Source organism: Saccharopolyspora sp. MMCC62 (assembly GCF_057736575.1).
On record NZ_JBYKCM010000007.1, the window covers coordinates 18,306 to 41,745 of the forward strand.

Annotated in this window: 21 protein-coding genes; 8 read left to right on the plus strand and 13 right to left on the minus strand. The window is 73.6% G+C overall.

The window, feature by feature from the left end; all coding sequences use genetic code 11:
* The 3 genes from AC29IT_RS17420 to AC29IT_RS17430 form a co-directional block, all read right to left on the minus strand.
* Positions 1 to 276 carry a hypothetical protein gene (locus AC29IT_RS17420; protein WP_488219434.1) on the minus strand — a complete coding sequence of 92 codons (276 nt, stop codon included), beginning with the start codon at positions 274 to 276 and terminating at the stop codon, positions 1 to 3.
* Between the two features lie 58 nt (positions 277 to 334).
* Positions 335 to 1,537, minus strand: a complete 1,203-nt coding sequence (locus AC29IT_RS17425; RefSeq protein ID WP_488219435.1) for a helix-turn-helix domain-containing protein — start codon at positions 1,535 to 1,537, stop codon at positions 335 to 337.
* Positions 1,538 to 1,656: 119 nt separating this feature from the next.
* Positions 1,657 to 2,733, minus strand: a complete 1,077-nt coding sequence (locus AC29IT_RS17430; protein WP_488219436.1) for an LLM class flavin-dependent oxidoreductase — start codon at positions 2,731 to 2,733, stop codon at positions 1,657 to 1,659.
* Between the two features lie 216 nt (positions 2,734 to 2,949).
* On the opposite strand from AC29IT_RS17430, the gene AC29IT_RS17435 reads away from it, so the two are divergent.
* The 3 genes from AC29IT_RS17435 to AC29IT_RS17445 all read left to right on the plus strand — a co-directional run bounded on the left by AC29IT_RS17435 (position 2,950) and on the right by AC29IT_RS17445 (position 6,371).
* Positions 2,950 to 5,361 (plus strand): NACHT domain-containing protein, encoded by a 2,412-nt coding sequence (locus tag AC29IT_RS17435; protein ID WP_488219437.1) that lies wholly within the window; start codon positions 2,950 to 2,952, stop codon positions 5,359 to 5,361.
* A gap of 206 nt (positions 5,362 to 5,567) precedes the next feature.
* Positions 5,568 to 5,774, plus strand: coding sequence for a hypothetical protein (locus AC29IT_RS17440; RefSeq protein WP_488219438.1), 207 nt, complete (start codon positions 5,568 to 5,570; stop codon positions 5,772 to 5,774).
* Positions 5,775 to 5,966: 192 nt separating this feature from the next.
* Positions 5,967 to 6,371 carry a hypothetical protein gene (locus tag AC29IT_RS17445; RefSeq protein ID WP_358445938.1) on the plus strand — a complete coding sequence of 135 codons (405 nt, stop codon included), beginning with the start codon at positions 5,967 to 5,969 and terminating at the stop codon, positions 6,369 to 6,371.
* A 102-nt stretch (positions 6,372 to 6,473) separates the two neighbouring features.
* Here AC29IT_RS17445 and AC29IT_RS17450 read toward each other — a convergent pair whose 3' ends face one another.
* Positions 6,474 to 7,346 carry a LysR substrate-binding domain-containing protein gene (locus AC29IT_RS17450; RefSeq protein ID WP_358445940.1) on the minus strand — a complete coding sequence of 291 codons (873 nt, stop codon included), beginning with the start codon at positions 7,344 to 7,346 and terminating at the stop codon, positions 6,474 to 6,476.
* Between the two features lie 155 nt (positions 7,347 to 7,501).
* Here AC29IT_RS17450 and AC29IT_RS17455 point away from each other — a divergent pair, with 155 nt between their 5' ends.
* Positions 7,502 to 9,103, plus strand: a complete 1,602-nt coding sequence (locus AC29IT_RS17455) for an aldehyde dehydrogenase (NADP(+)) (RefSeq protein WP_488219439.1) — start codon at positions 7,502 to 7,504, stop codon at positions 9,101 to 9,103.
* A 161-nt stretch (positions 9,104 to 9,264) separates the two neighbouring features.
* Here AC29IT_RS17455 and AC29IT_RS17460 read toward each other — a convergent pair whose 3' ends face one another.
* Positions 9,265 to 9,651: a DUF5997 family protein gene (locus AC29IT_RS17460; protein ID WP_488219440.1), complete on the minus strand. Its 387-nt coding sequence runs from the start codon at positions 9,649 to 9,651 to the stop codon at positions 9,265 to 9,267.
* A gap of 60 nt (positions 9,652 to 9,711) precedes the next feature.
* Here AC29IT_RS17460 and AC29IT_RS17465 point away from each other — a divergent pair, with 60 nt between their 5' ends.
* From AC29IT_RS17465 to AC29IT_RS17475, 3 genes are all read left to right on the plus strand, one after another.
* Positions 9,712 to 10,440, plus strand: coding sequence for a LysR family transcriptional regulator substrate-binding protein (locus AC29IT_RS17465; RefSeq protein ID WP_488219441.1), 729 nt, complete (start codon positions 9,712 to 9,714; stop codon positions 10,438 to 10,440).
* 279 nt (positions 10,441 to 10,719) lie between these two features.
* Positions 10,720 to 12,669, plus strand: a complete 1,950-nt coding sequence (locus AC29IT_RS17470) for a rhamnogalacturonan lyase (RefSeq protein ID WP_488219442.1) — start codon at positions 10,720 to 10,722, stop codon at positions 12,667 to 12,669.
* Between the two features lie 109 nt (positions 12,670 to 12,778).
* Positions 12,779 to 13,261: a nitroreductase family deazaflavin-dependent oxidoreductase gene (locus AC29IT_RS17475; protein ID WP_488219443.1), complete on the plus strand. Its 483-nt coding sequence runs from the start codon at positions 12,779 to 12,781 to the stop codon at positions 13,259 to 13,261.
* A 4-nt stretch (positions 13,262 to 13,265) separates the two neighbouring features.
* On the opposite strand, the gene AC29IT_RS17480 is transcribed toward AC29IT_RS17475, so the two are convergent.
* From AC29IT_RS17480 to AC29IT_RS17510, 7 genes are all read right to left on the minus strand, one after another.
* Positions 13,266 to 14,084, minus strand: coding sequence for an SAM-dependent methyltransferase (locus AC29IT_RS17480; protein WP_488219444.1), 819 nt, complete (start codon positions 14,082 to 14,084; stop codon positions 13,266 to 13,268).
* Between the two features lie 442 nt (positions 14,085 to 14,526).
* On the minus strand, positions 14,527 to 15,153 hold the full coding sequence (locus tag AC29IT_RS17485) for an Rv1733c family protein (RefSeq protein WP_488219445.1): 627 nt from the start codon (positions 15,151 to 15,153) through the stop codon (positions 14,527 to 14,529).
* A gap of 84 nt (positions 15,154 to 15,237) precedes the next feature.
* Complete coding sequence (locus AC29IT_RS17490) at positions 15,238 to 15,693, minus strand: SRPBCC family protein (protein ID WP_358445962.1); 456 nt, start codon at positions 15,691 to 15,693, stop codon at positions 15,238 to 15,240.
* 1 nt (position 15,694) lies between these two features.
* On the minus strand, positions 15,695 to 15,949 hold the full coding sequence (locus tag AC29IT_RS17495) for an acyl carrier protein (RefSeq protein ID WP_488219446.1): 255 nt from the start codon (positions 15,947 to 15,949) through the stop codon (positions 15,695 to 15,697).
* Between the two features lie 19 nt (positions 15,950 to 15,968).
* Positions 15,969 to 17,171, minus strand: a complete 1,203-nt coding sequence (locus AC29IT_RS17500) for a ketosynthase chain-length factor (protein ID WP_488219447.1) — start codon at positions 17,169 to 17,171, stop codon at positions 15,969 to 15,971.
* Complete coding sequence (locus tag AC29IT_RS17505; protein WP_488219448.1) at positions 17,168 to 18,430, minus strand: beta-ketoacyl-[acyl-carrier-protein] synthase family protein; 1,263 nt, start codon at positions 18,428 to 18,430, stop codon at positions 17,168 to 17,170. The genes AC29IT_RS17500 and AC29IT_RS17505 overlap by 4 nt, the downstream gene beginning before the upstream one ends.
* Positions 18,431 to 18,879: 449 nt before the next feature.
* Positions 18,880 to 20,046, minus strand: coding sequence for a methyltransferase (locus tag AC29IT_RS17510; RefSeq protein WP_488219449.1), 1,167 nt, complete (start codon positions 20,044 to 20,046; stop codon positions 18,880 to 18,882).
* Positions 20,047 to 20,253: 207 nt separating this feature from the next.
* Here AC29IT_RS17510 and AC29IT_RS17515 point away from each other — a divergent pair, with 207 nt between their 5' ends.
* Positions 20,254 to 22,410: an ATP-binding protein gene (locus AC29IT_RS17515; RefSeq protein ID WP_488219450.1), complete on the plus strand. Its 2,157-nt coding sequence runs from the start codon at positions 20,254 to 20,256 to the stop codon at positions 22,408 to 22,410.
* On the opposite strand, the gene AC29IT_RS17520 is transcribed toward AC29IT_RS17515, so the two are convergent.
* Positions 22,385 to 23,320 carry a carbohydrate kinase family protein gene (locus AC29IT_RS17520; RefSeq protein WP_358438286.1) on the minus strand — a complete coding sequence of 312 codons (936 nt, stop codon included), beginning with the start codon at positions 23,318 to 23,320 and terminating at the stop codon, positions 22,385 to 22,387. The two genes, AC29IT_RS17515 and AC29IT_RS17520, sit on opposite strands and share 26 nt — an antisense overlap.
* Positions 23,321 to 23,440 lie beyond the last annotated feature (120 nt).

Below are 23,440 nucleotides of genomic sequence, written 5' to 3' on the forward strand. Positions count from 1 at the left end.
TCACCGGCGACCGGGTCCGCGCGGCGGCGGGCGCTCGGGGATCTCCTCGTTGCGCTGCAACCACTTCCGCGCGAGCACCCGCACGTCCTCGTCGTCGTCCCAGTCCCCGCCGGTGTGCACGGTGTCCAGCAGGTGCTCGTCGTCGTGCGCACCTCGCCGGTCACCGGAGTGCACCGTCATCAGGTGCTCCCCGCGCCCCCAGCGGAACGTGTAGGACCGTCCCGCCGGGGTGCGGGCGAACACCCACGTCATCGGCAGGAACCTCTTCTTCGTCATGGCCGCGAGGTTAGGGAGCGGGAGCAGCGATCCGGGTAGCTTCCGTACCCTCACCTGATCAGCTGACCCGCAAGTCTCGGGCGAGTTCGCGGGCCGTGGCCGCCTCGCCCGTGGGCGGGTTCGCCAGCAGGGTTGCGGAGAGTTGGCGTGCCCAGCCGTTGAAGCGGGTGGTTTCCGGCGCCGTGCGGTGCGCCTCGCGCAGCGTGGCCAAAGTGGACGGACGATCGCCTTGCTGGTCGTGGGCTCGGGCGAGCTCGATCAGGTGGCGTGCGCGGCGCGGCACCGAGGCGATCCGATCGCCTCCGAGCCTCCGGTCGACCTGCAGCGCTTGGCCGCCGCGCCGGAGGTCGACGTTGATGCTCACCGCGTGCGCCCGCAGCACCGGGATGCTGAAGCTCGACTGCACGTGCCGATAACCGGGGCCGAGCGTCCGGGCCACCTCGTCGGCGAGGTCCCAATACCGCAGGGCTTCGCCCAGCCGCCCCTTGCGCGCCCAGGTCAACGCGCACTCGACGAGCAGCGCGCCGCGCAACCCGTTCCACTCGTCGTCCTCCGGCCGCGCCTCCAGCAGCCGGAGTGCTCCGGTCGCGACGTCGAGCGCTTCGTCCCAGCGCCCCGATTCGCGCAGCACCTGCACCATCGCCCAAGCACCGCCGCCGATCAGCTGCGGGTCGTCGGCCTCGTAGGCCTCGGTGACCGCGCGATCGACCACGAGCCACACCAGCTCCGGAGCCGGTTGGTAGGCGACGTAGAAGTTCGCCAGCTGGTGCACTCCCGCGAGCAGTCGCCGGGCCTGCCGTCGCTTTGTCCCCTGCTGCGCGCGCACCGCGTCCTGCGCGTCGCGGATCAGGCCCGGGAGCACTCGTCCGACCTTCGTGCGGTGGTCCGGGGAAGCGTGCCGGAGCGTCCAGGCCGACCGCAGCCGCTCCCCCAGGTGGCGCAGATCGACGGCACCGGCAGGTGCGCGGAACCGATCGGTGGTGAGCGCGGTCCGCACGTCCTGCAACGCGGAATGCGAGCTGACGCCGTCGAGGCGGGATCCTGGAACTGCGCCGTGGTCTCCGGTGAGGTCCGCCAGATCGGCGACGTCCAGCGCCTTCGCCAGCCGGAGCAGCGTGTGCAGCTTCGGGGTCTGCAGCCGCCCGGTCTCCACCGCCTTGACCCATTCGGCCGAACGCCCGACCAGGCCTCCCAGCACGGGACGGCTCATGCCCGCCCGTTCTCTGGCCTGCTTGATCCGCCACCCGACGTCGTCGCCCATGCACCCGAAGTATCCGCTCTTCGCCGGTGGAGCGGAACAACTCCACCGGGCGAGCGCCCACTCCGGTGAACGGACCGTTCGTCCGGTTCCGCTGGACGAACGGTCCGTTCGCTCCGCCGTCATTCGGCGGGGGCGGGGCGGCGGCTCTCGTGGGTGGGTGCGTCGGGGGTGTTCGGGCCGCGGCGGGCGGCGAATTCCTTGCGGAGGACGGGGATGACTTCTTCACCGAGGAGGTCGAGTTGCTCCAGGACCGTCTTCAGCGGCAGGCCGGCGTGGTCGATGAGGAACAGCTGGCGCTGGTAGTCGCCGATGTAGTCGCGGAAACCGAGGGTGCGGTCGATGACCTGCTGCGGAGAACCCACCGTCAGCGGGGTCTGCGCGGAGAAGTCCTCCAGCGAGGGACCACCGCCGTAGACCGGGGCGTGGTCGAAGTACGGGCGGAACTCGCGCACGGCGTCCTGGGAGTTGCGGCGCAGGAACACCTGCCCGCCGAGACCGACGATCGCCTGCTCCGGAGTGCCGTGGCCGTAGTGGGCGAAGCGTTCCCGGTAGTACTGCACCATCCGGGCCGCGTGCTGCGGCGGCCAGAAGATGTGGTTGTGGAAGAACCCGTCACCGTAATAGGCGGCCTGCTCGGCGATCTCCGGGCTGCGGATCGACCCGTGCCACACGAACGGCGGTACCCCGTCCAACGGCCGCGGAGTGGAGGTGAACCCCTGCAACGGCGTCCGGAACCGGCCCTCCCAGTCCACGACGTCCTCCCGCCACAACCGGTGCAGCAACCCGTAGTTCTCCAACGCCAGCGGAATGCCCTGCCGGATGTCCTGACCGAACCACGGATACACCGGCGGCGTGTTGCCGCGCCCCAGCATCAGATCCACCCGGCCACCCGCCAAGTGCTGCAACATCGCGAAATCCTCGGCGATCTTCACCGGATCGTTCGTCGTGATCAACGTCGTCGACGTGGACAGGACCAACCGCTCAGTGCGGGCCGCCAGATACCCGAGCATCGTCGTCGGCGACGACGGCACGAACGGCGGATTGTGATGCTCACCCGTCGCGAACACATCCAGGCCCACCTCCTCCGCCTTCACCGCGATCCGCACCATCGCCTGAATCCGCTCCGTCTCCGACGGCGTACGCCCCGACGTCGGATCCGGAGTCACGTCCCCCACGCTGAAGATCCCGAACTGCACTGCGCCCTCCTCACCTCGGCCGGCCGTCCTGTCCGCCGGTGCACCCGCTGGAACCTCGTTGAAGTTTTAACTATTCCAGGCCGATCCACCGCGAGCCGTTCACCGCGTCGCCGATCACACTCGGACACACCGACCGGAATGGAGCGTTTACAGTCCGTGCCCGCCGGACCATAGTTCTAGGCGCACGCGCGGATGCCGACCCCTGGAGAGACGATCATGCAGAACAGGCTCGCCCGCACGGTGCGGACGGCGCTGCTCATCGGGGCGGGAATCGCCGTCACGCTGGTCCTCGTCCCCACCGCCATCAGCATCGGAACCGGCGGCTACCTGCCCGGATTCCTCCGGCCGCTGGCCGCCGTCCTCTGGCCGCTCGTGATCGTGTTCCTGCTCTTCGGCGCCGCGCTCGCCGGGTGGGAACGCATCACCAACACCGACAAACCGGTCACCGCCCGCCGGCTCAACTCCCCCTCCAACCGGGAACGGTCCGTGCACAGCGCCGAGCGGTACGCGCGCGAACGGCTCAACGGCTCGCTCGCCGCGCACGTGGCCGGACTGCTCGACGGCGACGACATGCCCCCGACCGTCGCCCGGCCCGCCGACGTCGTCGTGCAGAACAGCACGGGCAAGAAGGCCAAGCTGCCCGCCGGCGCCGACCTGCCCGGCACCCTCGACGAGGCGAACGGTTCGCTGCTCGTCCTGGGCGGCCCCGGCTCCGGCAAGTCCACCCTGCTGCTGGAACTCACCCGCGCCCTCGCCCTGCGCGCCGCGGGCGACCAGAAGCGGCCCATCCCGCTCATCGTCGACCTCGGCTCCTGGGCGATGTCCGGGTGGCGCTGGGACGACCGGAGGCCCGCGCCGCCCACCGACTTCGACAAGTGGCTGCTGCGCGAGGTCGAACGCCGCTACAACATCCACCCGTCGCTCGGGCGGATCTGGCTGGAGCAGGGGCGCATCGGGCTGATGCTCGACGGGCTCGACGAAGTCCCGCCGGAATACCAGGAGCGCTGCGTCACCGAGATCAACAAGCTGCGGGACAACTTCGCCATCGCCGAGCTCGTCGTCTGCTGCCGCAGCACCGACCACGAAGAGCTCACCGAACCGCTGCAGCTGAGCAACACCGTCACGATCAACCCGCTCACCCGCAAGCAGGTCGCCGAGTTCTACACCCGCCTCGGGCGCCGCGTCGACGGTGTCCGCAGCGTCGTGCGCACCGACCCGCAGCTGTGGGAACTGCTCGACTCGCCGCTGATGCTGAGCCTGATGGCGCTGGCCTACCAGGACCGGCCGCCGTCGGAGATCGCCCTCCGCGGCACACCCGCCGAACGGCGCCGCCAGGTCTTCGACGCCTACCTGACCGCCGTGCCCGCCCAGCACGCCGAGGAGCTCGGCTACCCGGCGGAGAAGGTGCGGCGCACGCTGCGATTCCTGGCGCGGGTCTCGGCGAGCCCGCTGTGCAACGACCTCACCGCCCGCACCCGGCTGCCCAGCCTCGTCGCGTGGGCCCGGCACCTGCCCTCCAGCACCGTCGTGCACGTGTTCGCGCGCGGGTTGCCCGGAGTGCTCGCCGGTTCCGTCACCGGCGTGACGCTGGCGATGGGGATGCTGCTCGGGCCCGCGGCGGCGCTGGTGACCGCGGCGGTGCTGGTGGGCTACATCGCGTTCCTGGACCACCTCTCCGGGCTGCCGTGGCTGCGGCCCGCGCAGCTGGCGCGGACCGTGCCGCAGGGCTGGACCACGGCCGCCTGCGGGTACGTGCTCGGCCTGGTGGTGAGCCTGACGCTCGTCGGGCTCACCACCCCCGCCACGAATTGGCTCGCCGCGCAGCCGTGGTGGATCGGGGTGCCGGTCGTGGTCCTCACCGCGTTCTTCACCATCATGAGCGCCGTCGAGGCCTGGTCGAAGATGCCCGGCAACAGCGCCGCGCTCGGCGCCGCCGGGGCCGGAGTCGTCGGGGTCACCACGATCTGGCTCGGACCGCAGGAAATGCTCACCGCCATGGGCATCGCCGTGCTGGTCGGCATCGTCGCCGGGCTCACCACCGCCGCCCGCGACGAGGTGTGGTGGCAGTTCGGCGACGACCAGTACGCCGAGTTCGACGGCAAGGGTTCCGCGTGGCTGAAGAACTCCGCGCCGGTGGCCGCCGCGGCCGGGCTCGTCGGCGTGCTCCCGGTGCTGTTCACCGGGACGCTGCTGGACGAACGCGCCCTCGACGTCGCCATCGCGATGGTGGTCGCCGGGCTCGCGGCACCTGCGGCCTGGCACGCCGACATGTTCCCGTTCGACACCGCGAAGAACGCGGGCGCCGAGTGGCTGGCGCGGGCGATGGCGCTCAGCGAACTGCCGGTGCGACGAGCGCGGCTGCTGCGCGAACTCGCCGAGCACGGCCTGCTGTCCAAGGTGGACGGTGGCTACCGGTTCACGCACCTCGCGGTGCGGGACCACCTGCTCGGGTACGAGCGGAAGGCGGGCAAGAAGAAGGCCGCGGCCGCGGAGCAGGCCGGTGCGGAGTCCGGTGATTCGGAATCCGGCGGTTCGGAGTCCGGCAGCGCGGAGCAGGCCGGCGCGGAATCCGCCCAGGGCGCCGCGCCCGAATCCGGTTCGGCGAGCTCCGAGACCGCCAAGACCTGACCGCGGCGATGCCGCCCGCCGCGCGCGATCCGCGGACCGCGCGCGGCGGGGCCTTGCCCGTGCGACCTCCGCCCGACAGCCCATCCGGAGGATCTCGACATTCCGGCATGAGGACGAGTTCGCTACCCCGAATGGAGCAGTGATCGCCAAGGGGATACTCTCTGTGCTCAATCCGCACGTTGAGTGTCCGACCCGGAGGGATCACCTTGCCGACCTTGGCGCCACCCGCGCTCACCTACCACGTGACCTGCGATGACCTGCACGGATGGGCCGCCGTGTACCGCGACGGCGATGCGGGCCGCGAGTTCCTCGGCTTTCAGCGGTTCGACGAGGAGGCCTTGCGGCTGCTGCGCGCGAACCCGACGGCGGTCCGCGGCGACGACGGCATGCTCCGCTGCGCCATCCCGGCCTGAAGAAGCGCGCGCCGGGACGGACGGGCCATGTCAACACTGGTTGACTTGCCGCTCGCGCGTCCGCTAGCGTTCCGGTCAACACCCGTTGACTTGCCCGCGCCGCCCCGGAGCCCGGCCTCGCTTCCCACGCGGATTCCGCCCGCACAGCACCGGAAACCGCTTCGGACGGGCGAGCGAGAGAGGACGCCCGCCATGACCGTCCGCGCCATCCAGATCGGCCTGCACCCCGACGTCGTCGACTACGACTCACCCGACTTCGCCCGCTTCCCCGGCCTGTCCCGCGAACGGCTGCAAGCCGCCCACGAGCAGAACATCGCGCAGCTGCGCGCCGCCGGGTACGAGGTCGACGGCTGCCAGATCGACTCGGGCGAGACCGCGCTGGAGACCGTGCGGCGGCGCATCACCGACCGCCCCTACGACGCGGTGCTCATCGGCGCCGGAGTCCGGCTGGCCGCGCAGAACACCGAGCTGTTCGAGTCCCTGGTCAACCTGGTGCACGCCGAACTCCCGCACGCCCGCTTCGTGTTCAACCGCACCGCGAAAGCGACTCCCGAGGACATCCGCCGCTGGTTCCCCCAGCCCGACGCCGTCCGCTGATCACCGGGTGGCCGGCCCGCCGCACCGAACCGCGCGGCGAGCCGGCCGGCCACCCGGCGCGGGCCGTCCGGCGACCGCGAACAGCGCCCCGGCACCGGCTCGTCAGACGAGCGCCAGCAGCGCGCCCAGCGCCGGGTTGTCGTTGGCGCGGCGCCACGCCAGGTGCAGCTCCACCGGCTCCGGATCCGGCAGGGCCACCGGCCGCAGCACCACCCCGTCGAAGCGCAGCAGTGTCGCCGTCGACGGCACCAGCGCGATCCCCAGCCCGGCGCGCACCAGCGCCAGCACCGTGTGCACCTGGCTCACGTGCTGGGTGTAGCGCGGTGACACGTGCGCCTCGCGGAACACGCTCACCAGCAGCTCGTGGAAGTAGCGGGCCTCCGTCGGCGAGTACATCACCACGTCCGCGGCGTCGAAGTCCGCCGGGCTCAACGTCTCCGAACCTGCCAGCGGATGCCCCGCGGGCAACGCCGCCAGCAGCGGTTCGGCCAGCAGTCGCCGCGAATCCAGCTCCGGCCGGGTGATCGGCGGCCGCACCAGGCCCAGGTCCAGCGCGCCCGAGGAGAGCATGTCCAGCTGCTCGCGGGTCACCAGCTCCCGCAGCACCACGTCCACGTGCGGCAACCGCTCCCGCGCCGTCTCCAGCACCCCGCCGAGCTTCCCGTAGGCCGAGGTCGCGGTGAACCCGACGCGCACCACGCCGGCCGCGCCGCTCGGCACCCGCCGCACCGCGAGCGTCGCGTTCTCCGCCTCGTGCAGCAGCCGCCGCGCATCGCGCAGGAACGCCCGCCCCGCCGGGGTGAGCCGCACCGCGCGGCCGCTGCGGTCGAACAACCGCACCTGCAGGTCGCGCTCCAGCAGCTGGATCTGCCTGCTCAACGGCGGCTGGGTCATGCGCAGCCGCGCCGCCGCCCGCCCGTAGTGCAGTTCCTCCGCCACCGCGACGAACCCGGACAGCTGGTTGAGGGTGAACATGCTCGCCTCCCGCGTGCGATGCCTTTCCCGCATCGGACGATGCTCGATCGGAGTTGGACACGCATCGGTCGGGGATCTTAGTGTCACCGCTGGCGGGATGTGCGCGCCGCAGGCCGCGTCCCCGCGCCCCGCACGGATCGAGGAGGACCCACCGCATGACCACAGGCACCACCGCCACCGACCTCACCGGGCGAATGCTGATCGCGGGCACCCCGGTGTTCGGCGACGGCGAGCAGATCCGCGCGATCGATCCCGCCACCGGTGCCGAGCTCGAACCGGCCTACGGGCACGGCGGCGGAGCGGAGGTGGCGCGCGCGTGCGCGACGGCGGACGAGGCCTTCGAGACCTACCGCGCCACCACCCCCGAGCAGCGCGCGGTCTTCCTGGAGACCATCGCCGACAACATCGAGGCCATCGGCGAGGTGCTGTCCGCCCGCGCCCACGCCGAGAGCGGCCTGCCGCTGGCCCGCACCACCGGCGAGCGCGGCCGCACCACCGGGCAGCTGCGGCTGTTCGCGCAGGTCGTCCGCGAGGGCAGCTTCGCGGGTGCCCGCATCGACCCGGCGCAGCCGGACCGCTCCCCCGCGCCGCGCCCCGACATCCGGCAGCGCAAGATCCCGCTGGGGCCGGTGGCCGTGTTCGGCGCCAGCAACTTCCCGCTCGCGTTCTCGGTCGCCGGTGGCGACACCGCCTCCGCGCTCGCCGCGGGCTGCCCCGTGGTGGTCAAGGCGCACGACGCGCACCCCGGCACCTGCGAACTGGTGGCGCGGGCGATCAGCGACGCCGTCGCCGCCTGCGGGCTGCCCGCCGGCACCTTCTCGCTGCTGTTCGGCAGCGGGCCCGGTCTGGGCACCGCGCTGGTGACCGATCCGCGCATCCAGGCAGTCGGCTTCACCGGTTCCCGCGCCGCCGGGCTCGCGCTCACCGCCGCCGCGCAGAACCGGCCGCAGCCGATCCCGGTATACGCGGAGATGAGCAGCATCAACCCGGTCTTCCTGCTGCCCGGCGCGCTCGCCGTGCGGGCCGCGGAGCTCGGCGGCGAGTTCGTCGGCTCGCTCACGATGGGATCCGGCCAGTTCTGCACGAACCCCGGCCTGGTCATCGCCGTCGACGGGCCCGAGCTGACGAGCTTCCTGGACAGCGCCGCCGCGGCCGTCACCGCGGCCGCCCCGACGCCGATGCTCACCCCCGGCATCGCCCGCTCCTACGAATCGGGCGTGCAGGGGCTGGCGGGCAAGGGCGAGGTGACCGTGCTGGCCCGCGGCCGGGAATCCGACGCGCCGCAGTCCTGCCGGGCCGCGCTGCTGGTCACCGACGCCGAGGCGTTCTTGGCCGGGGACGGGCTGGACGACGAGGTGTTCGGCGCGTCCTCGCTGGTGCTCCGCTGCCGCGACGCCGCCCAGGTCCGCGAGGTCGCGGCCGGGCTGGAAGGGCAGCTCACCGCCACCGTGCACGCCACCGCCGCGGACACCGCCGAAGCGGGCGCGCTGCTGCCCGTGCTGGAGCGCAAGGCGGGCCGGATCCTGTTCAACGGCTGGCCGACCGGCGTCGAGGTCGGCCACGCGATGGTGCACGGCGGACCGTTCCCGTCCACTTCGGACTCCCGAACGACCTCGGTCGGCACGCTGGCCCTCGACCGGTTCCTGCGGCCGGTGGCCTACCAGGACGTGCCCGCCGAACTGCTGCCGAGCGTGCTCGCCGACGGCAACCCCGAGCGAATCTGGCGCCGGGTGGACGGCGAACTCGGCGAGCACTGATCCCGGACGTCCCGGACACCCCAGCGCCCGGCCCCGCCAGCGGCGGAGCCGGGCGCTGTTCGCGTCGCGACCCGGGAGATCACGACGGGTGCGGGCCTGCGGCACGCCCCGGGACCACGAGCGTCCCGCGCGGATCCGCCGCCCGCCCCGTCGCGGCGGGCTCAGGAGCCGGAGTCCTCGCGGGACTTGTTCTTGACGCGGGCGGCCTCCTTGCGGACCTCGGCCTGGGTGGCGCGCTCGTGCTGGAGCCACTCCGGGTTCTCGGCCTTGAGCGCCTCGATCTGCTCGGTGGTGAGCGCCTCGGTGATGCCGCCGCGGGCGAGACCGCTGTTGGACACGCCGAGCCGGGCGGCGACCACCGGGCGCGGGTGCGGGCCGTTGCGGCGCAGCTCGCGCAGCCACTCCGGCGGGTCGGTCTGCAGGGCGTTGAGCTCGTCGCGCGAGACCACGCCCTCCTGGAACTCCGCGGGGGTGGCTTCGAGGTACACGTTCAGCTTCTTGGCCGCGGTCGCGGGCTTCATCGTCTGGGGGGTCTTGTGCGACGTCATGGGTCCAGGGTATCGACCCGGGCCCGCGGTACCTGCGGTGACGCCCGGTAGCCTGGCCCGGTGGCAGGCTCGGTCGGATCGTCGTCGTTCACCCTCGCGTACGTGCCCGGGGTGACCCCCGGCAAGTGGGTGCGGATCTGGAACGAACGGGTTCCCTCGGTGCCGCTGCACCTGGTCGCCACCCCGGCGGCCGCCGCGGCCGACCTGGCGCGCGGCGGCGAGGTCGATGCGGCGCTGCTGCGGCTGCCGACCGACCGGGACGGGCTGCACGCGATCCCGCTCTACACCGAGACGACCGTGGTGGTCGTGCCGAAGGACCACGTGATCACCGCGGCCGACGAGGTGCGGCCGGAGGACCTCGCCGACGAGATCGTGCAGCACCCGCTGGACGACACCCTCGGCTGGGACCGGCCGCCGGGCAGGCCCGCGTTCGAGCGGCCCGCGGACACCGCCCTCGCCGTCGAGCTCGTCGCCGCGGGCGTCGGACTGCTCGTCGTCCCCCAGTCGCTGGCCCGGCTGCACCACCGCAAGGACCTCACCTACCGGACGCTCACCGACGTCCCGCAGTCGCGGGTCGCGCTGTCGTGGCCGGAGGAGGAGACCACCGACCTGATGGAGCAGTTCATCGGGATCGTGCGCGGCCGCACGGTGAACAGCACCCGCGGGCGCCCGGAACCCACGCCGAAGCAGCGGCCCGCGGCCAAGAAGCAGCCCGCCCCGAAACCCGCCCGCGGCAAGGGCGGACCGCGCCCCGGTGGCGGGCGCGGCAAGCCGCGGCGCCGGTCCTGACCCGGGCGGCCGAACGCGCAGCGCAGCGGCGGCCTGCCCCGTCCCGGAGCGCGGACGACTCCGCCTGATGGCGGGGCGCCGGAACCCCCGGCAGGTCGCGCGCTGCCGCCGGACGGCCGGACCACGAGCACCGTCGATCGGTCCTTGCGGAGCCGAGCCGCCCGCCCCTAACGTTCGGGAAAGCGCTTTCCCCATCTCGTGCGACATCCGGGAGCGCCGGACCAGATCATCCGACCGGGGTGCGACGGAGCACCCTCGACCAGATCGGAACCGTCCACGATGCACCCCTCTCGAACGGGAACCCACCGCCGCGCGCTGGTGACCGCGCTCGCCGCGGCCGCGCTGCCGATCGGCTTCGCCGCACCCGCAACCGGCTCCCCCGCCGAACCCCCGCAGGCAGGAACCGCACGAGCGGCATCCGCACCGGCCGGAAGCATGATCGAACCGGCCGGAACCGGGTCGACCGAAGGCGAACCGACCGGAAACGGCTCGGCCGGCACCGCAACCGCCGGGAACCGCGCCGCCGCACCCGGTCGCGCCGCCATCAGCGTCCGCTCCGGCGACGGGAACTTCGTGTCCTGGCGGCTGTTCGGCACCGACCCGGCGGGCGCCACCTTCGACGTGTACCGGGACGGCACCCTGGTCACGCCGGAACCGCTGACCGGCACCGGATTCCTCGACCGCGGCGCGTCCGCCGACTCCCGCTACGAGATCGCCCCGCACGGGCAGCGGGCCGCCGCGAGCACCGCGCGCGCCTTCGCCGCCGACCACCTCGACATCCCGCTGGACGTGCCGGACGGCGGCACCACCCCGACCGGCGAGGACTACACCTACAGCGCCAACGACGTCGGCGTCGGGGACCTCGACGGCGACGGCGAGTACGAGTACGTCGTCAAGTGGGACCCGTCCAACTCCAAGGACAACTCGCAGGCCGGGTACACCGGCCCGCCGCTCCTGGACGCCTACCGGCTCGACGGGACGCGGCTGTGGCGCATCGACCTCGGCCGCAACATCCGCGCGGGCGCGCACTACACCCAGTTCCAGGTGTACGACTACGACGGGGACGGCGCCGCCGAGGTCGCGGTGAAGACCGCCGACGGCACCGTGGACGGCACCGGCGCCGCGCTCGGCGACGCGGACGCCGACCACCGCAACGCGGACGGGTACGTGCTGGACGGGCCCGAGTTCCTGACCGTGTTCGACGGCGCCACCGGTGCGGAGCGGCACACCGCGGACTACGTACCCGGGCGCGGCGATCCGGCCGACTGGGGCGACTCCTACGGCAACCGCTGCGACCGGTTCCTCGCCGCCACCGCGGAGATCGACGGGCGTCCGGTGCTCATCGAGGCGCGCGGCTACTACACCCGCTCCGTCATCACCGCGTGGACCTTCGACGGCGAACTGTCTCCACTGTGGACGTTCGACAGCGACGAGGCGGGCGAGGAGTACGCCGGGCAGGGCAACCACAACCTGTCCATCGCCGACGTCGACGAGGACGGCAACGACGAGATCGTCTACGGCGCGATGGCGATCGACGACGACGGGAATCCGTTGTGGAACACCGGGTTCGGCCACGGCGACGCGCTGCACGTCGGCGACTTCGACCCGGACCGGCCCGGCCTGGAGGTGTACAAGGTCGACGAGGGCTCCGAGCAGCCCGCGTCCTGGCTCGCCGACGCCGCCACCGGCGACGTGCTCTGGCAGACCGACCCCGCAGGCGACAACGGGCGCGGCGTCGCGGGCGACATCTGGGACGGCAACCCCGGCGCCGAGTTCTGGTCCGCCGCCGACGACCGGCTGCGCGACGCCGCGGGCGAGGACGTCGGGCCCCGGCCCGGATCGATGAACTTCCTGGTGTGGTGGGACGGCGACACCAGCCGCGAACTGCTCGACGACACCCACATCGACAAGTACACCGGCGACGGCACCGAACGCGTCCAGGACTTCGACGGCGTCGCGTCCAACAACGGCACCAAGGCCACCCCGGCGCTGTCCGCGGACCTGATGGGCGACTGGCGGGAGGAGGTCGTGTTCCGCACCGAGGACAGCAGCGCGCTGCGGATCTTCAGCACCACCGAGCCCACCGACCTGAGCCTGCCCGGCCTGATGGAGGACCGGCAGTACCGGCTCGCCGTGGCCTGGCAGAACACCGCCTACAACCAGCCCCCGCACCCCGGCTACTCCCTGGCCGACGCGGCGGCGCAGCGCACCGGAGACCCGCTGCCCTGATCCCGGTGCGGGGTGGTCGCGCCCGCGATCACCCCGCACCCGTCGGATCCGCCCCGCCAAGGCGGTGCCCGGTGCGACACTGCTCGGACCGGACGAATCGAGGCCGACCATGCCGGAACCCGCCACCACCGCGCTCGGCCGGGCCGGAGCCCGGCTGCTGCGGACCCGCGCGTTGATGCGCGCGCCCGTCCTGCTGTACCGGGCTCGGCTCGGCGCCCTGCTCGGCCCGCGGCTGCTCCTGCTGGAGCACGTGGGCCGCAACTCCGGGATGGCCAGGCGGGTCGTGCTGGAAGTGCTCGCGACCCCCGAACCGGATGTCCACGTCGTCGCTTCCGGGTTCGGCGCCCGCGCGCAGTGGTACCGCAACGTGGTGGCGAACCCGCAGGTCCGCGTCTCCACCGGCCGGCACCGCGACCGTCCCGCCACCGCGCGGCGGCTCACCACCGCCGAGGCCGACGCGGTGCTCGCCGACTACGCGCGGCGGCACCCGCGGGCGTGGGCGAAGTTCAAGGACGTCCTGCGCGGAACCCTCGGCGAAGAGGTCACCGAGCGGGACACCGCGCTGCCGATGTTCGAGCTCCGGCCGCGCTGACCGCTCACGGCTTGCGGGCGATGGCGCCGTACATGGCGATGTCCGCCTCGTCCAGGGACAGGTGCTCGTCGTCGTCCGGGCGCCACCGGTGCATCTGGACCAGGCCCGGCTCGACGAGCTCCAGCCCGTCGAAGAACCGCGCCGCCTGGGCCTTGCTGCGCAGGCGCATGGTCTCGCCGTGCTGGTGGTAGACGTCGACGACCTGCGCCAGCGCCTCGGGGGCGAAGTCGTCGGTGCCGATCGTCGCGGCCAGGTAGCTGCCGGAGGGCAGCGCGTCGACGATCCGGCGCGACACCGCCAGCGCCTCGTCGTCGTCCTCGATGAAGTGCACGATCCCGATCAGCATCAGCCCGATCGGCCGGCCCAGGTCCAGCGTCTCCCGCAGTTCCGGTGCCGCCAGCAGGGATTCGACCTGGCGCATGTCCGACTCGACGTAGGCGGTGCGGCCCGCCGACGCGCTGGACATCAGCGCGCGGGCGTGCGCGAGCACGATCGGATCGTTGTCGGTGTAGACGACCCGCGAGTCCGGGGCGACTTCCTGCACGACCTCGTGCAGGTTCGGCCGGGTGGGGATGCCGGTGCCGATGTCGAGGAACTGGCGGATGCCGCACTCCCGGGCCAGGTGGCGACCCGCGCGGTGCATGAAGGTGCGGTTGGCCCGCATGTGCACCCGCAGCGCGGGCCACACCTCCAGGGTGGCTTCGGCGGCGGCCCGGTCGACGGCGTAGTTGTCCTTGCCGCCGAGGATGTAGTCGTAGATCCGGGCGCCGTGGGCGCGGTCGGTGCCCAGGTCCGCCTCCGCGTTCCGGTGCTCGTCCGCCATCGTGCCTCCCGCCTCCGTCCGGAGATTCGAACCCGCGGCGCAACCGGCCCGACGCGTCCCCGGGCGCTCCCGGAACACCGTCGAGCGGGGTGCACCGCGCGATCAGCATCCCACGGCGGACCGCGCGGAGATCCCCGGGAGGCGCCCGGCCGGACCACGATCGCGGACGGTGAACGCGGCACGGCGAGCGGTGACGGAACTCCCCAGCGGCCACGGCACGCGCTGCCCGTCTCGGAACCCGCCCGGCGGGCCTTGTCGGTGTCCTGTCAGCGGCGAAGGAGACCACCCGAGCAACTCGCACCGCAGCGGGTTCTCAGCGGCTTCCTCGCGAGGACAGCGTTTTCGCATGTGGCGGAGCCACCTGCGAAAACGATCCCGCAGCGAGGAAGCCGCTGAGGTTCCGCCACCCGAGCCCTACACAACAGAAGCAGCCAGACCGGCGTCAGGCGTCTGCGGGTCCGCGATGGTCCCAGCGGGGGCTCACCACCTCCCACTCCCGCGCCCACGCGCGGTGGGCGCGGGAGTCGGCGACGCGGCGCACGAGCACCAGCGCCACCCCGCAGCACACCACCGAGCCGAAGACGACCAGCACGCCGACGCTGATCGCGGACGCCAACGCCCGGTCCGCGCCCAGCGGAGGTGCCACGACCGCGTCCCGGTCGTCCACCCACACCTCGATCTCGTCGCCGACCGCCACCGCGGCCGAGGAGATCTCCGCCCACCCGCCGTGCGGCCGCCCGGCCTCGTCCCGCCAGGTCACGGGGGCGTGGAACAGCACCCGCTGGGTCTGCGGCGAACCGCCGCCGACGATCGTCATCCGCACCGGCTCGACGAGCCGGGCGCGCACCGCGGTGCGTTCCGCGTGCTGCGCGGCGGACCGCTCGCCGAGCCGCTGGTGCGTGCCGCTGCCGACGGCGGCCGCGACCGGGACGGAGGCCAGCGCCAACCCGACCAGCAGCGCCATGACCGCGGCGGTCCAGCGGTCGAGGCTCCGGCGCAGCGGATTCCGCTTGGGCCGCAGCGCCTGCGCCGTCCAGCGCAGCGCTCCGAGCACCGCACCCGTCCTCATCGCCTGCTCCCGCTCGCGCGTTCCGCCGACAGCACCAGGATCGACGCGGTGCCCGCCGGGTCCCAGAGACCTTCGGCCCGGCGCTCACCGCGACGCGTGCGCGGCCCGTTCGATCACCGCCTTGATGTGGCCCATGTTCCTGCGGGTGGCCGCGTTGAGCCGCGCGGTCATCGCGGCGTCGTCGAACGGCGCCTCGGGTTTGACGGTGAACTCCTGCACCCAGCGCAGCACGGTGCCCGATTCGGTCTCCCGGTACGTCCAGCACAGCTCCATGTACTGGAACGGCCCGGTTTCCAGGCGCCGGGCGCGCACGGTGCGCTCGGCGAGGTCGAGGACGCGCCGGGACACCCAGCTCCACACCTTGCCGTCGGCGTCCGGGTGGGTGGTGAGCCGGAAGTCGATGGTGCCGCCCTCGCGGCGCAGCACCTCGGAGCGGGCGTACTCGGCGAACAGGGTCGGCCAGGACTCCACGTCGTTGGTCATGTCCCACACCAGCGGCAGCGGAGCCCGCACCGTCACGGAGTTGTCGGTCCGGGCCATCTCAACTCACCTCTTCCGTCGTCCGGTTCACGATCCGCAGCAGCGCGGCGGGCGTGCCGACGTCGAGGACCGCCTCGTCGGGCAGCGCGATGCCGTGGGTGCGGCGCAGCACGGCGGCCACCTCCAGCAGCGCCAGCGAGTCGTAGCCGAGTTCGTCGAACCGGTGGTCCAGTCCATCGCCGTCCAGGTCGGCGAATTCGGTGTCGCCCGCGGCGGCGCGGATCGCGCTCACCAGCTGGGTCCGGGTCAGTCGCACGGATCTCCTCCTCCACGGCTCATGCGGTCACCACCAGCGCCGAGTTGAACCCGCCGGGTTCCCGCGCCAGCACCAGCGCGGTGCGCAGCGGCAGTTCCCGCGGTTCCTCCAGCACCAGGTCCAGTCCGCCGGGGGCGCGGCGGGTGCCGATCGTGGGCGGCAGCACGCCGTCACGCACCGACAGCAGGGCGGTGACCACGTCCAGCGGGCCACCGCCGGAATCGAGGCGTCCGGTCATGCTCTTCGGCGCGGTCACCGGGACGCCGCGGGGCCCGAACACCGCGCCGAGCGCCTCGACCTCGGCGCGGTCGCGGTCCGGGGTGCCCGCGGCGTCGGCGAACACGGCGTCGACCGCCTCGGGCGGGAGCTCCGCGTCGCGCAGCGCTGCCCGGATCGCGCGGGGCAGGCCGGGTTCGCGGTCCGAACCGGGCGGCGGGTCGAAGGTGGCGGCGTGCCCGGCGATCCGGCCGTGCACCTGCGGTGCCCCGCGCCGGGTCGCGTCGGCCGAGCGCTCCAGCACCAGCAGCGCGCCGCCTTCGCCGGGCACCGCGCCGGACGCGCGCTCGTCGAACGGCAGGTACGCCCAGCGCGGATCGGGGTCGGTGCTCATGACACCGGTGGTGCCGTGGGCGACGAGCCCCCACGGGCACACCGAGGCCTCGAAACCACCGGTGAGCACCAGGGCGTTGGTACCGCGGCGCAGCATCCGGGCCGCCTCCGCGATCGCGTCCAGCCCACCGGCCTGCCCGGCGACCAGCACCGAACCGGTGCCGCGCAGGCCGTGCCGGATGGAGATCTGGCCGGTGTTCACCGCGTAGAACCAGGCGAACGACTGGTAGGCGCTGACCCGGTCCGGGCCCTGCCCCCACAGCTTCTCCAGTTCCCGCTGGCCGAATTCGAACCCGCCCGCCGCGGCCGCGGTCAGCACCCCGAACTCGCCGTCGGCGTCCGGCGGCACGGCGGCGTCGGCCACCGCCCAGTCCGCGGCGGCGAGCGCGTACCGCGTCATCCGGTCGGTCTGGGCGAGCAGCCGCGGCGGCAGGTGACGGGCGGCGTCGAAGTCCGGCACCTCGCCCGCGACCCGGATCGGGTAGGACGTCGCGTCGAACCCGCGGATCGGGTAGAGCCCGCTGCGGCCGTCCAGGGTGGCGTCCCAGTAGTCCTCGACGCCGACGCCGTTCGGGGCGATCGCGGCCATCCCCGTCACCACCACCTCCGTCACCGGTCCCCCTTGGTGAGGACGACGGCGCTCTGGAACCCGCCGAAGCCGCTGCCGATGCTGAGCACCACGTCCAGGTCCGCCTCCCGCGGCGCGCCCGGCACGTAGTCCAGGTCGCACTCCGGGTCCGGTTCGGCGTGGTTCGCGGTCGGCGGGATCACCCCGTGCCGCATGGCGAGCACGCAGGCCGCGAGCTCCACGGAGCCGACGGCGCCCAGCGAGTGCCCCACCTTGGACTTGATGGAGCTGATCGGGATGCGGTGCGCGGCGGCGCCGAAGCTGCGCTTGATCGCTGCGGTCTCGTGCCGGTCGTTCTGCTTCGTGCCGGAGCCGTGCGCGTTGAGGTAGTCCACCCGGTCGCGGCCGGCGGCGCGCAGCGCGGCGGTGATCGCCCAGGACAGTTCGCGGCCTTCCGGGTGCAGCCCGGTCATGTGGAAGGCGTTGCAGCGCCCGGCGAATCCGGCGAGCTCGGCGTGCACCCGGGCGCCGCGGCGCAGTGCGGCGGCGCGTTCCTCCAGCACGAACACGGCCGCCCCCTCCCCCAGCACGAAGCCGTCCCGGCGCCGGTCGAACGGGCGGGCGGCGTGCGCCGGGTCGGCGTTGTTCGGCGAGGTGGCGCGAATCGCGTCGAAGCAGGCCACGGTGATCGGCGAGATGGGCGCGTCCGCGGCACCGGCGAGGACCAGGTCGGCGCGCCCGTCGCGGATCAGCTCGGCGCCGTGCCCGACCGCGTCGAGCCCGGACGTGCAGCCGGTGGAGATCACCGCGACCGGCCCTTCGGCCGCGACCTCCCGGGCCACGTCGCGGGCCAGGCTCGCGGGGACCTGGTGGTCGCGGGAGCGCGCGGAGGCCGGCACGTGGTCGACCAGCCACGTCGAACCGTCCCGGGAGATCCGCCGGTAGTCGCGGTCCAGGCTGATGGTGGAGCCGACCGCGCTGCCGATGCTCACCGCGATCCGGGTCGGATCCCGCCGCGCGAGGTCCAGCCCGCAGTCCCGGACCGCGTCGCGGACGCAGGCGAGCGCGAGCAGCACCACCCGGTCCCGGTCGGCCACCTCCGCGGCGTCGAAGCCTTCGGCCACCGGGTCGAAGTCCACCTCGGCGGCGATGCGGGAGCGGAACGGCGCCGGGTCGAAGGCGGTGATGGTGCGGGTGGCGGTGCGGTCCGAGGTGAGCAGGTCCCAGAACCCGGCCGCGCCGTGCCCGCCGGGCGCCCGCACGCCCATGCCGGTGAGGACCACCCGCCGGTCGCCGGTACTCACCCGCGCCACCCGCTCCGGAACACCGGCCCGAACGAATTCGGCGCAGCGGTCCGCGACGATTCCCGTGTTCGCATGGGCACCCCTCGAATGAGATCTTCTCGCACACCTCGGGACGATTCCGCGATCATTTCCGAACGCGGGGAAATGCGGAATTCGGCCGCGCGCGGTACCGGAACCGAAACCGCACTGCCCGGACCACGTCCGCGATGACGTGCGTGGAAGCGCCGACACTTCCAGCCGGTGCGCACCGCGGGCAGCCTTCGTCCGCTCGGCGGACGACTGAATGCGGTGCGGCGAGGTCGGATTTCACCGGCGGCCACCAGAAGTTACCCAGGGCACCGATCGCGGCCAACGGCCAACCGAGTGATTCGGCGCGATGCGAATGCACCGCGCCGAAACAGGTGAAAAGAATTCGATTCTCATTCCGGGCCGATTCCCGGGAGGTGGAGTCAGTCCCGCGCCACCAGCCGCCACAGCGACACGGTCTCGGCGGCACGCGCCTCGTGCAGCGGATCGGAGGTGTCGGCGGACCGCGGGTGCCGCGGCGCGGCATCGCTGCGACCGGCGACCGCCAGTCCGGAGGCGTCGATCAGGTCCAGCAGCTCCTGCCGGGTGCGCAGCCCGAGCAGCTCGGCCAGGTCGGACAGCACCAGCCAGCCCTGCCCGCCCGGCTCCAGGTGCGCGGCGAGCCCGGTGAGGAAACCGCGCAGCATCCGGCTGCCCGGGTCGTACACGGCGCGCTGCAGCGCCGCCGACGGCTTCGCGGGCAGCCACGGCGGGTTGCACACCACCAGGCCCGCGCGGCCCGCCGGGTACAGGTCGGCCGAGGTCACCTCGACCCGGTCCGCCAGCCCGAGCGCCGCGACGTTCTCCGCCGCGCAGGTCAGCGCGCGCTCGTCCAGCTCGGTGGCCACCACCCGGTCCACCCCGCGGCGGGCCAGCACCGCGCCCAGCACGCCGGTGCCGGTGCCGATGTCGAAGGCGGTCTCCACCGGCGGCAGCGGTTCGGCGGCGATCAGCTCCAGGTAGTCGGAGCGCAGCGGCGCGAACACGCCGTAGTGCGGGTGGATCCGCGCGTCCAGGGCGGGGATCTCGATGCCGTTGCGGCGCCACTCGTGCGCGCCGATGATGCCGAGCAGTTCCCGCAGCGACAGCACGAACGGCTCGTCCGCCGGGCAGCCCGCTTCCAGGCAGGCGTCCCGGATCTCCGGTCCGCGCCGCAGCGGCAGCACGCACCCGGCGTCGACGGGGATCAGCAGCATGCCCAGCAGCCGGGCCCGCTGCGCCTGGCGCTGCCGGTACCGGTGGAAGGTCTGCGCGGGGGTGTCCATCTCGGCGAGCGGCTTGCGGTCCACCCGCCGCGTCATCGCGGTGAGCAGGTTCCGCGCGCCGTGGAAGTCGCCGCGCCACAGGAACGCGGTGCCCTCCGCCGCCTGGCTGTGCGCGTCGTCGGCCCGCAGCCGGTCATCGGCGACGACCACCTGCCGCGGCGGCGGCGCGTCGTTCTCGGAACGCCAGATCGCCGAACGCGGCTCCCCTCGCTCGGTCCATTCCAGCATCGGCAGCGGGGTGTTCGGCAACGCGGTTCTCTTCTCGTCGAGCGTACGGCCGTCCATCGTATCCCCCGTGCTCAGCCCGAACGGCAGCAGCACCGGTGGGCCACCACTCCATCCGGTGATCTTGGTCGGCTCCCCCGCCGCGGGCGGGCCGGACGGCCCATGATCGACATCGGGGCGACGGGCCACCTGGCCGGACCACTCGCTTGGCGGGCATCGCGCCGACCGAGGCACTGCGTACGGTGCAGGACGGGGGTGATTCGTGTCGTGTCCGGCACCGAAGACCCGCCGGGGATCTCCCCGCAGCCGGGAACCGGGCCGTCGACCGCGAACGCGCTCTCCGGCACCGCGCACGGGCCGGTGGTGCAGGCCGGTTCGATCGGCCAGATCCACTTCCACCGCGGACCGGACCCCGGCGTGCCCCGGCAGCTCGCTCCCGCCCCCGCGCACTTCACCAACCGCAACGCCGAGCTGGACGAGCTGGACCGGCCGGCGGCGCACCCGGACCGCTGCGGGCTCGTGGTGCTGTCCGGGTTCGGCGGTGTCGGCAAGACCGCGCTCGCGCTGTCCTGGCTGCACCGCACCCGGGACCGGTTCGCCGACGGGCAGTTGTACGCCGACCTCTCCGGCGCGGACGCGGGGCGCCCCGCCGATCCGGCCACGGTCCTCGGCGACTTCCTGCGCGCCCTCGGCGTCCCGCCGGAAGAACTGCCGGCCGGGGCCGGGCCGCGGGCGGCGTGGTTCCGCTCCCTGGTGGCCGACAGGTCGCTGGCCATCCTGCTCGACAACGCCTGGACCGCCGCGCAGGTGCGCGCGCTGCTGCCCGCCGCGCCGAGCTGCACCGTGGTGGTCACCACCCGCCGGATGTTGCGCTCGCTGCTGGCCGACGGGGCGCGGTTCATCGACGTGTGCCCGCTCAACGCGGACGCATCGCGGAAGCTGCTGCTCAAGGCCGTCGGCGCACAGCGGATGTCCGCGGAACCGGAGCCGGTGCAGGAGCTCGTCCGGTTGTGCGGCGGCCTGCCGATCGCGCTGTCGGTGACCGCCGCCCGGCTGGCGTCGCGGCGGCTGCTGCGGTTGCGGGAGACGGTGGCGGAACTCCGGCAGGAGCAGCGGCGGCTCGGTCTGCTCTCGCGCGGCGAGGAGGTATCGGTGCGCTCGATCTTCGACGCGTCCTACCAAGAACTCCCGGATCCGGCCCGGTGGACCTACCGGGCGCTGGGCCTGCACCCCGGCCCGGAGTTCGACCGCGCGGTCGTGGCCGCCGCGACCGGGCTCGGCCGGGCCGCGCTGGACGAACCGCTCGAAGCGTTGCAGGAGGCGAACCTGCTGCAGGAGGTGCGCGACGACCGGTACCGGTTCCACGACCTGATCCGGTTGCACGCCAAGGAGAAGGCGGACGCGGTGGACACCGCCGAACGACGCGCCGAGGTGCTGCTGCGCATCGTCGAGCACTACGTCCGGCACGCCAGGGAGGCCGCCGCGCTCTGCACCCCGCACCTGCGCGGCGCGGCCTACGAATTCGCCACTCCCGCAACGGATTCCCCCGAGTTCGCGGGCCGCGGGCAGGCGCTGGACTGGCTGGAGCGGGAACGCGCCAACCTGGTCGGAGCAGTGCGCGCGGCCGCGGACGGCGGGCTGCCCGCGGCGGCCTGGCAGCTGGGGTACCTGCTCTGGCCGCTGTTCCGGTACCGCGGACACCACGCGGACTGGCGCGCGGTGGACGAGGCGTGCCTGGCCGCCGCCCGCGAGCTCGGCGAGCCCGAGCTGGAGGCGCGCACCGCGCGCAGGCTGGCGATGCTGCACCACCGGCGTGCCGAGTGGAGGGCGGCGGACCGGTTGCTGCACCGGTGCGCCGAGCTGCACGCCCGCAGCGGGGACGCCTACGGCGCGGCCGACACCGCCGACGCCCGGGCCGTGCTGGCGCTGGCGCGCGGCGACGCCGCCGCGGCCCGGTCCTCCGCGCAGCACGCCGAATCCGGTTTCGCCGCCACCGGTTTCCCCCGCAAAGCCGCGCTGGCGCGGTTGCTCGCCGGGCAGGCCGGTGTGCGGACCGGTGCGGTCGCCACCGGGCTCGCCGAGGTGCGCGCCGCGACCGCCCTGCTGCGCGAGCACCGGGCGCAGGACCCGTTCAACGCCGCCCGCGCCCGGCTCGTGCTCGGCGAAGCGCTGGTCGCCGCCGGTGCGGTCCGCGAGGCCGCCGCCGAGCTCGACGCGGGCGCCGACGAGATGGACGAACTCGACTCCCCCGTCGGCCGAGCGCTCGCGCACGGCGCGCGCGCCGATCTCGCTGCCGCGCAGGGGGATCCGGCCGACGAACGGCGGCACCTGGCCGCGGCGCTGCGCCTGTTCGAGCACCAGGGCGACGAGGCCGCCGCCGCACCGCTGCGCGACCGCCTCACCGGTCCCAGCGGTCCAGCCTGACCCGCACCGGGTGCCGCAGCCGCAGCCGCGCCAGCTCCGCGGCGGTCAGCGCCACCCCGGACGGGAACCGGTGCCCGATGCGCCAGCCCGCGTAGAGCACCGCGTCCGGGAGGGCTTCGGCCGCGTTGCCGGTGCTCAACCACCCGTGCAAGAACGCGGCGAACAGCGAGTCCCCGGCGCTGGAGGTGTTGCACACTCCCAGCGGCGCCACCGCTTCCGCACGCACCAGTCTGCCGTCGCGCAACCCCAGCACGCAGCCCAGCGGACCGCGCCCCACCGCCGCGACCAGGCAGCCCGGGTAGCGGTCGAAGATCCGCGCGAGCCAGCGCTCCGCGCTGCACGGCAACCGCTCGTGCGAGCAGAACACGATGTCGGCGACCTCCAGCCACGGCCCGTAGTAGTCGTCCTCCACGTCGGCGATCACGTTGACGTCCACCGCGATCGGCACCCCGTGCAGCACCGCCGCGGCCAGCAGCGGGCGGGTGAACGGCGTGCTCGTCAGCACGGCCAGGTCAGCACCGCGCACCGCCTCGGTGAACACCTCCTCCGGGTACTGCACGGCGGCGATCTGCGTCGAGTGCGACAGCACCGCCCGCCGCCCGTCCGGGCCCACCAGCACCGCGGCTTCGGCGGACACCCCGCAGTCCACCACGCCCCGACCGTCCAGTCCGTGCTCGCGCAGCCGCCAGCGGATCAGGGAGCCGATGGCGTCCCGGCCCGCCACCGTGCACAGCTCCACCTCGTCGCCCAGCGCCCGCAGGATCGTCGAGATGTGCCCCGCCGCCCCGCCCAGCCCGCTCACGAGCCAGCGCGGGCGCCAGCCGCTCGCGGCGGTGTCCACGGCCGGCTCCCCGACCCCGACGTTCACGCCCCAGCTCGCCACTCCGGCGACCACGATCCGGTTCCCCATCGGATGCTCCCTCCCCGTCGCTGCGAGTGACCGCACCACCCGCTGCACCCCACGGTGCGGGGACGGGATGGAACGGCCGCTGGAGCAGCGGGAGGTACGCCCGCTGGACGGTGAACCGGA

What these genes read in the sequence shown, in the direction of transcription:
- AC29IT_RS17420 (WP_488219434.1), bottom strand. Translation starts at nt 276, where the DNA reads ATGACGAAGAAGAGGTTCCTGCCGATGACGTGGGTGTTCGCCCGCACC.
- AC29IT_RS17425 (WP_488219435.1), bottom strand. Translation starts at nt 1,537, where the DNA reads ATGGGCGACGACGTCGGGTGGCGGATCAAGCAGGCCAGAGAACGGGCG.
- AC29IT_RS17435 (WP_488219437.1), top strand. Translation starts at nt 2,950, where the DNA reads ATGCAGAACAGGCTCGCCCGCACGGTGCGGACGGCGCTGCTCATCGGG.
- AC29IT_RS17445 (WP_358445938.1), top strand. Translation starts at nt 5,967, where the DNA reads ATGACCGTCCGCGCCATCCAGATCGGCCTGCACCCCGACGTCGTCGAC.
- AC29IT_RS17450 (WP_358445940.1), bottom strand. Translation starts at nt 7,346, where the DNA reads ATGTTCACCCTCAACCAGCTGTCCGGGTTCGTCGCGGTGGCGGAGGAA.
- AC29IT_RS17455 (WP_488219439.1), top strand. Translation starts at nt 7,502, where the DNA reads ATGACCACAGGCACCACCGCCACCGACCTCACCGGGCGAATGCTGATC.
- AC29IT_RS17460 (WP_488219440.1), bottom strand. Translation starts at nt 9,651, where the DNA reads ATGACGTCGCACAAGACCCCCCAGACGATGAAGCCCGCGACCGCGGCC.
- AC29IT_RS17470 (WP_488219442.1), top strand. Translation starts at nt 10,720, where the DNA reads ATGCACCCCTCTCGAACGGGAACCCACCGCCGCGCGCTGGTGACCGCG.
- AC29IT_RS17475 (WP_488219443.1), top strand. Translation starts at nt 12,779, where the DNA reads ATGCCGGAACCCGCCACCACCGCGCTCGGCCGGGCCGGAGCCCGGCTG.
- AC29IT_RS17480 (WP_488219444.1), bottom strand. Translation starts at nt 14,084, where the DNA reads ATGGCGGACGAGCACCGGAACGCGGAGGCGGACCTGGGCACCGACCGC.
- AC29IT_RS17485 (WP_488219445.1), bottom strand. Translation starts at nt 15,153, where the DNA reads ATGAGGACGGGTGCGGTGCTCGGAGCGCTGCGCTGGACGGCGCAGGCG.
- AC29IT_RS17490 (WP_358445962.1), bottom strand. Translation starts at nt 15,693, where the DNA reads ATGGCCCGGACCGACAACTCCGTGACGGTGCGGGCTCCGCTGCCGCTG.
- AC29IT_RS17510 (WP_488219449.1), bottom strand. Translation starts at nt 20,046, where the DNA reads ATGGACGGCCGTACGCTCGACGAGAAGAGAACCGCGTTGCCGAACACC.
- AC29IT_RS17520 (WP_358438286.1), bottom strand. Translation starts at nt 23,320, where the DNA reads ATGGGGAACCGGATCGTGGTCGCCGGAGTGGCGAGCTGGGGCGTGAAC.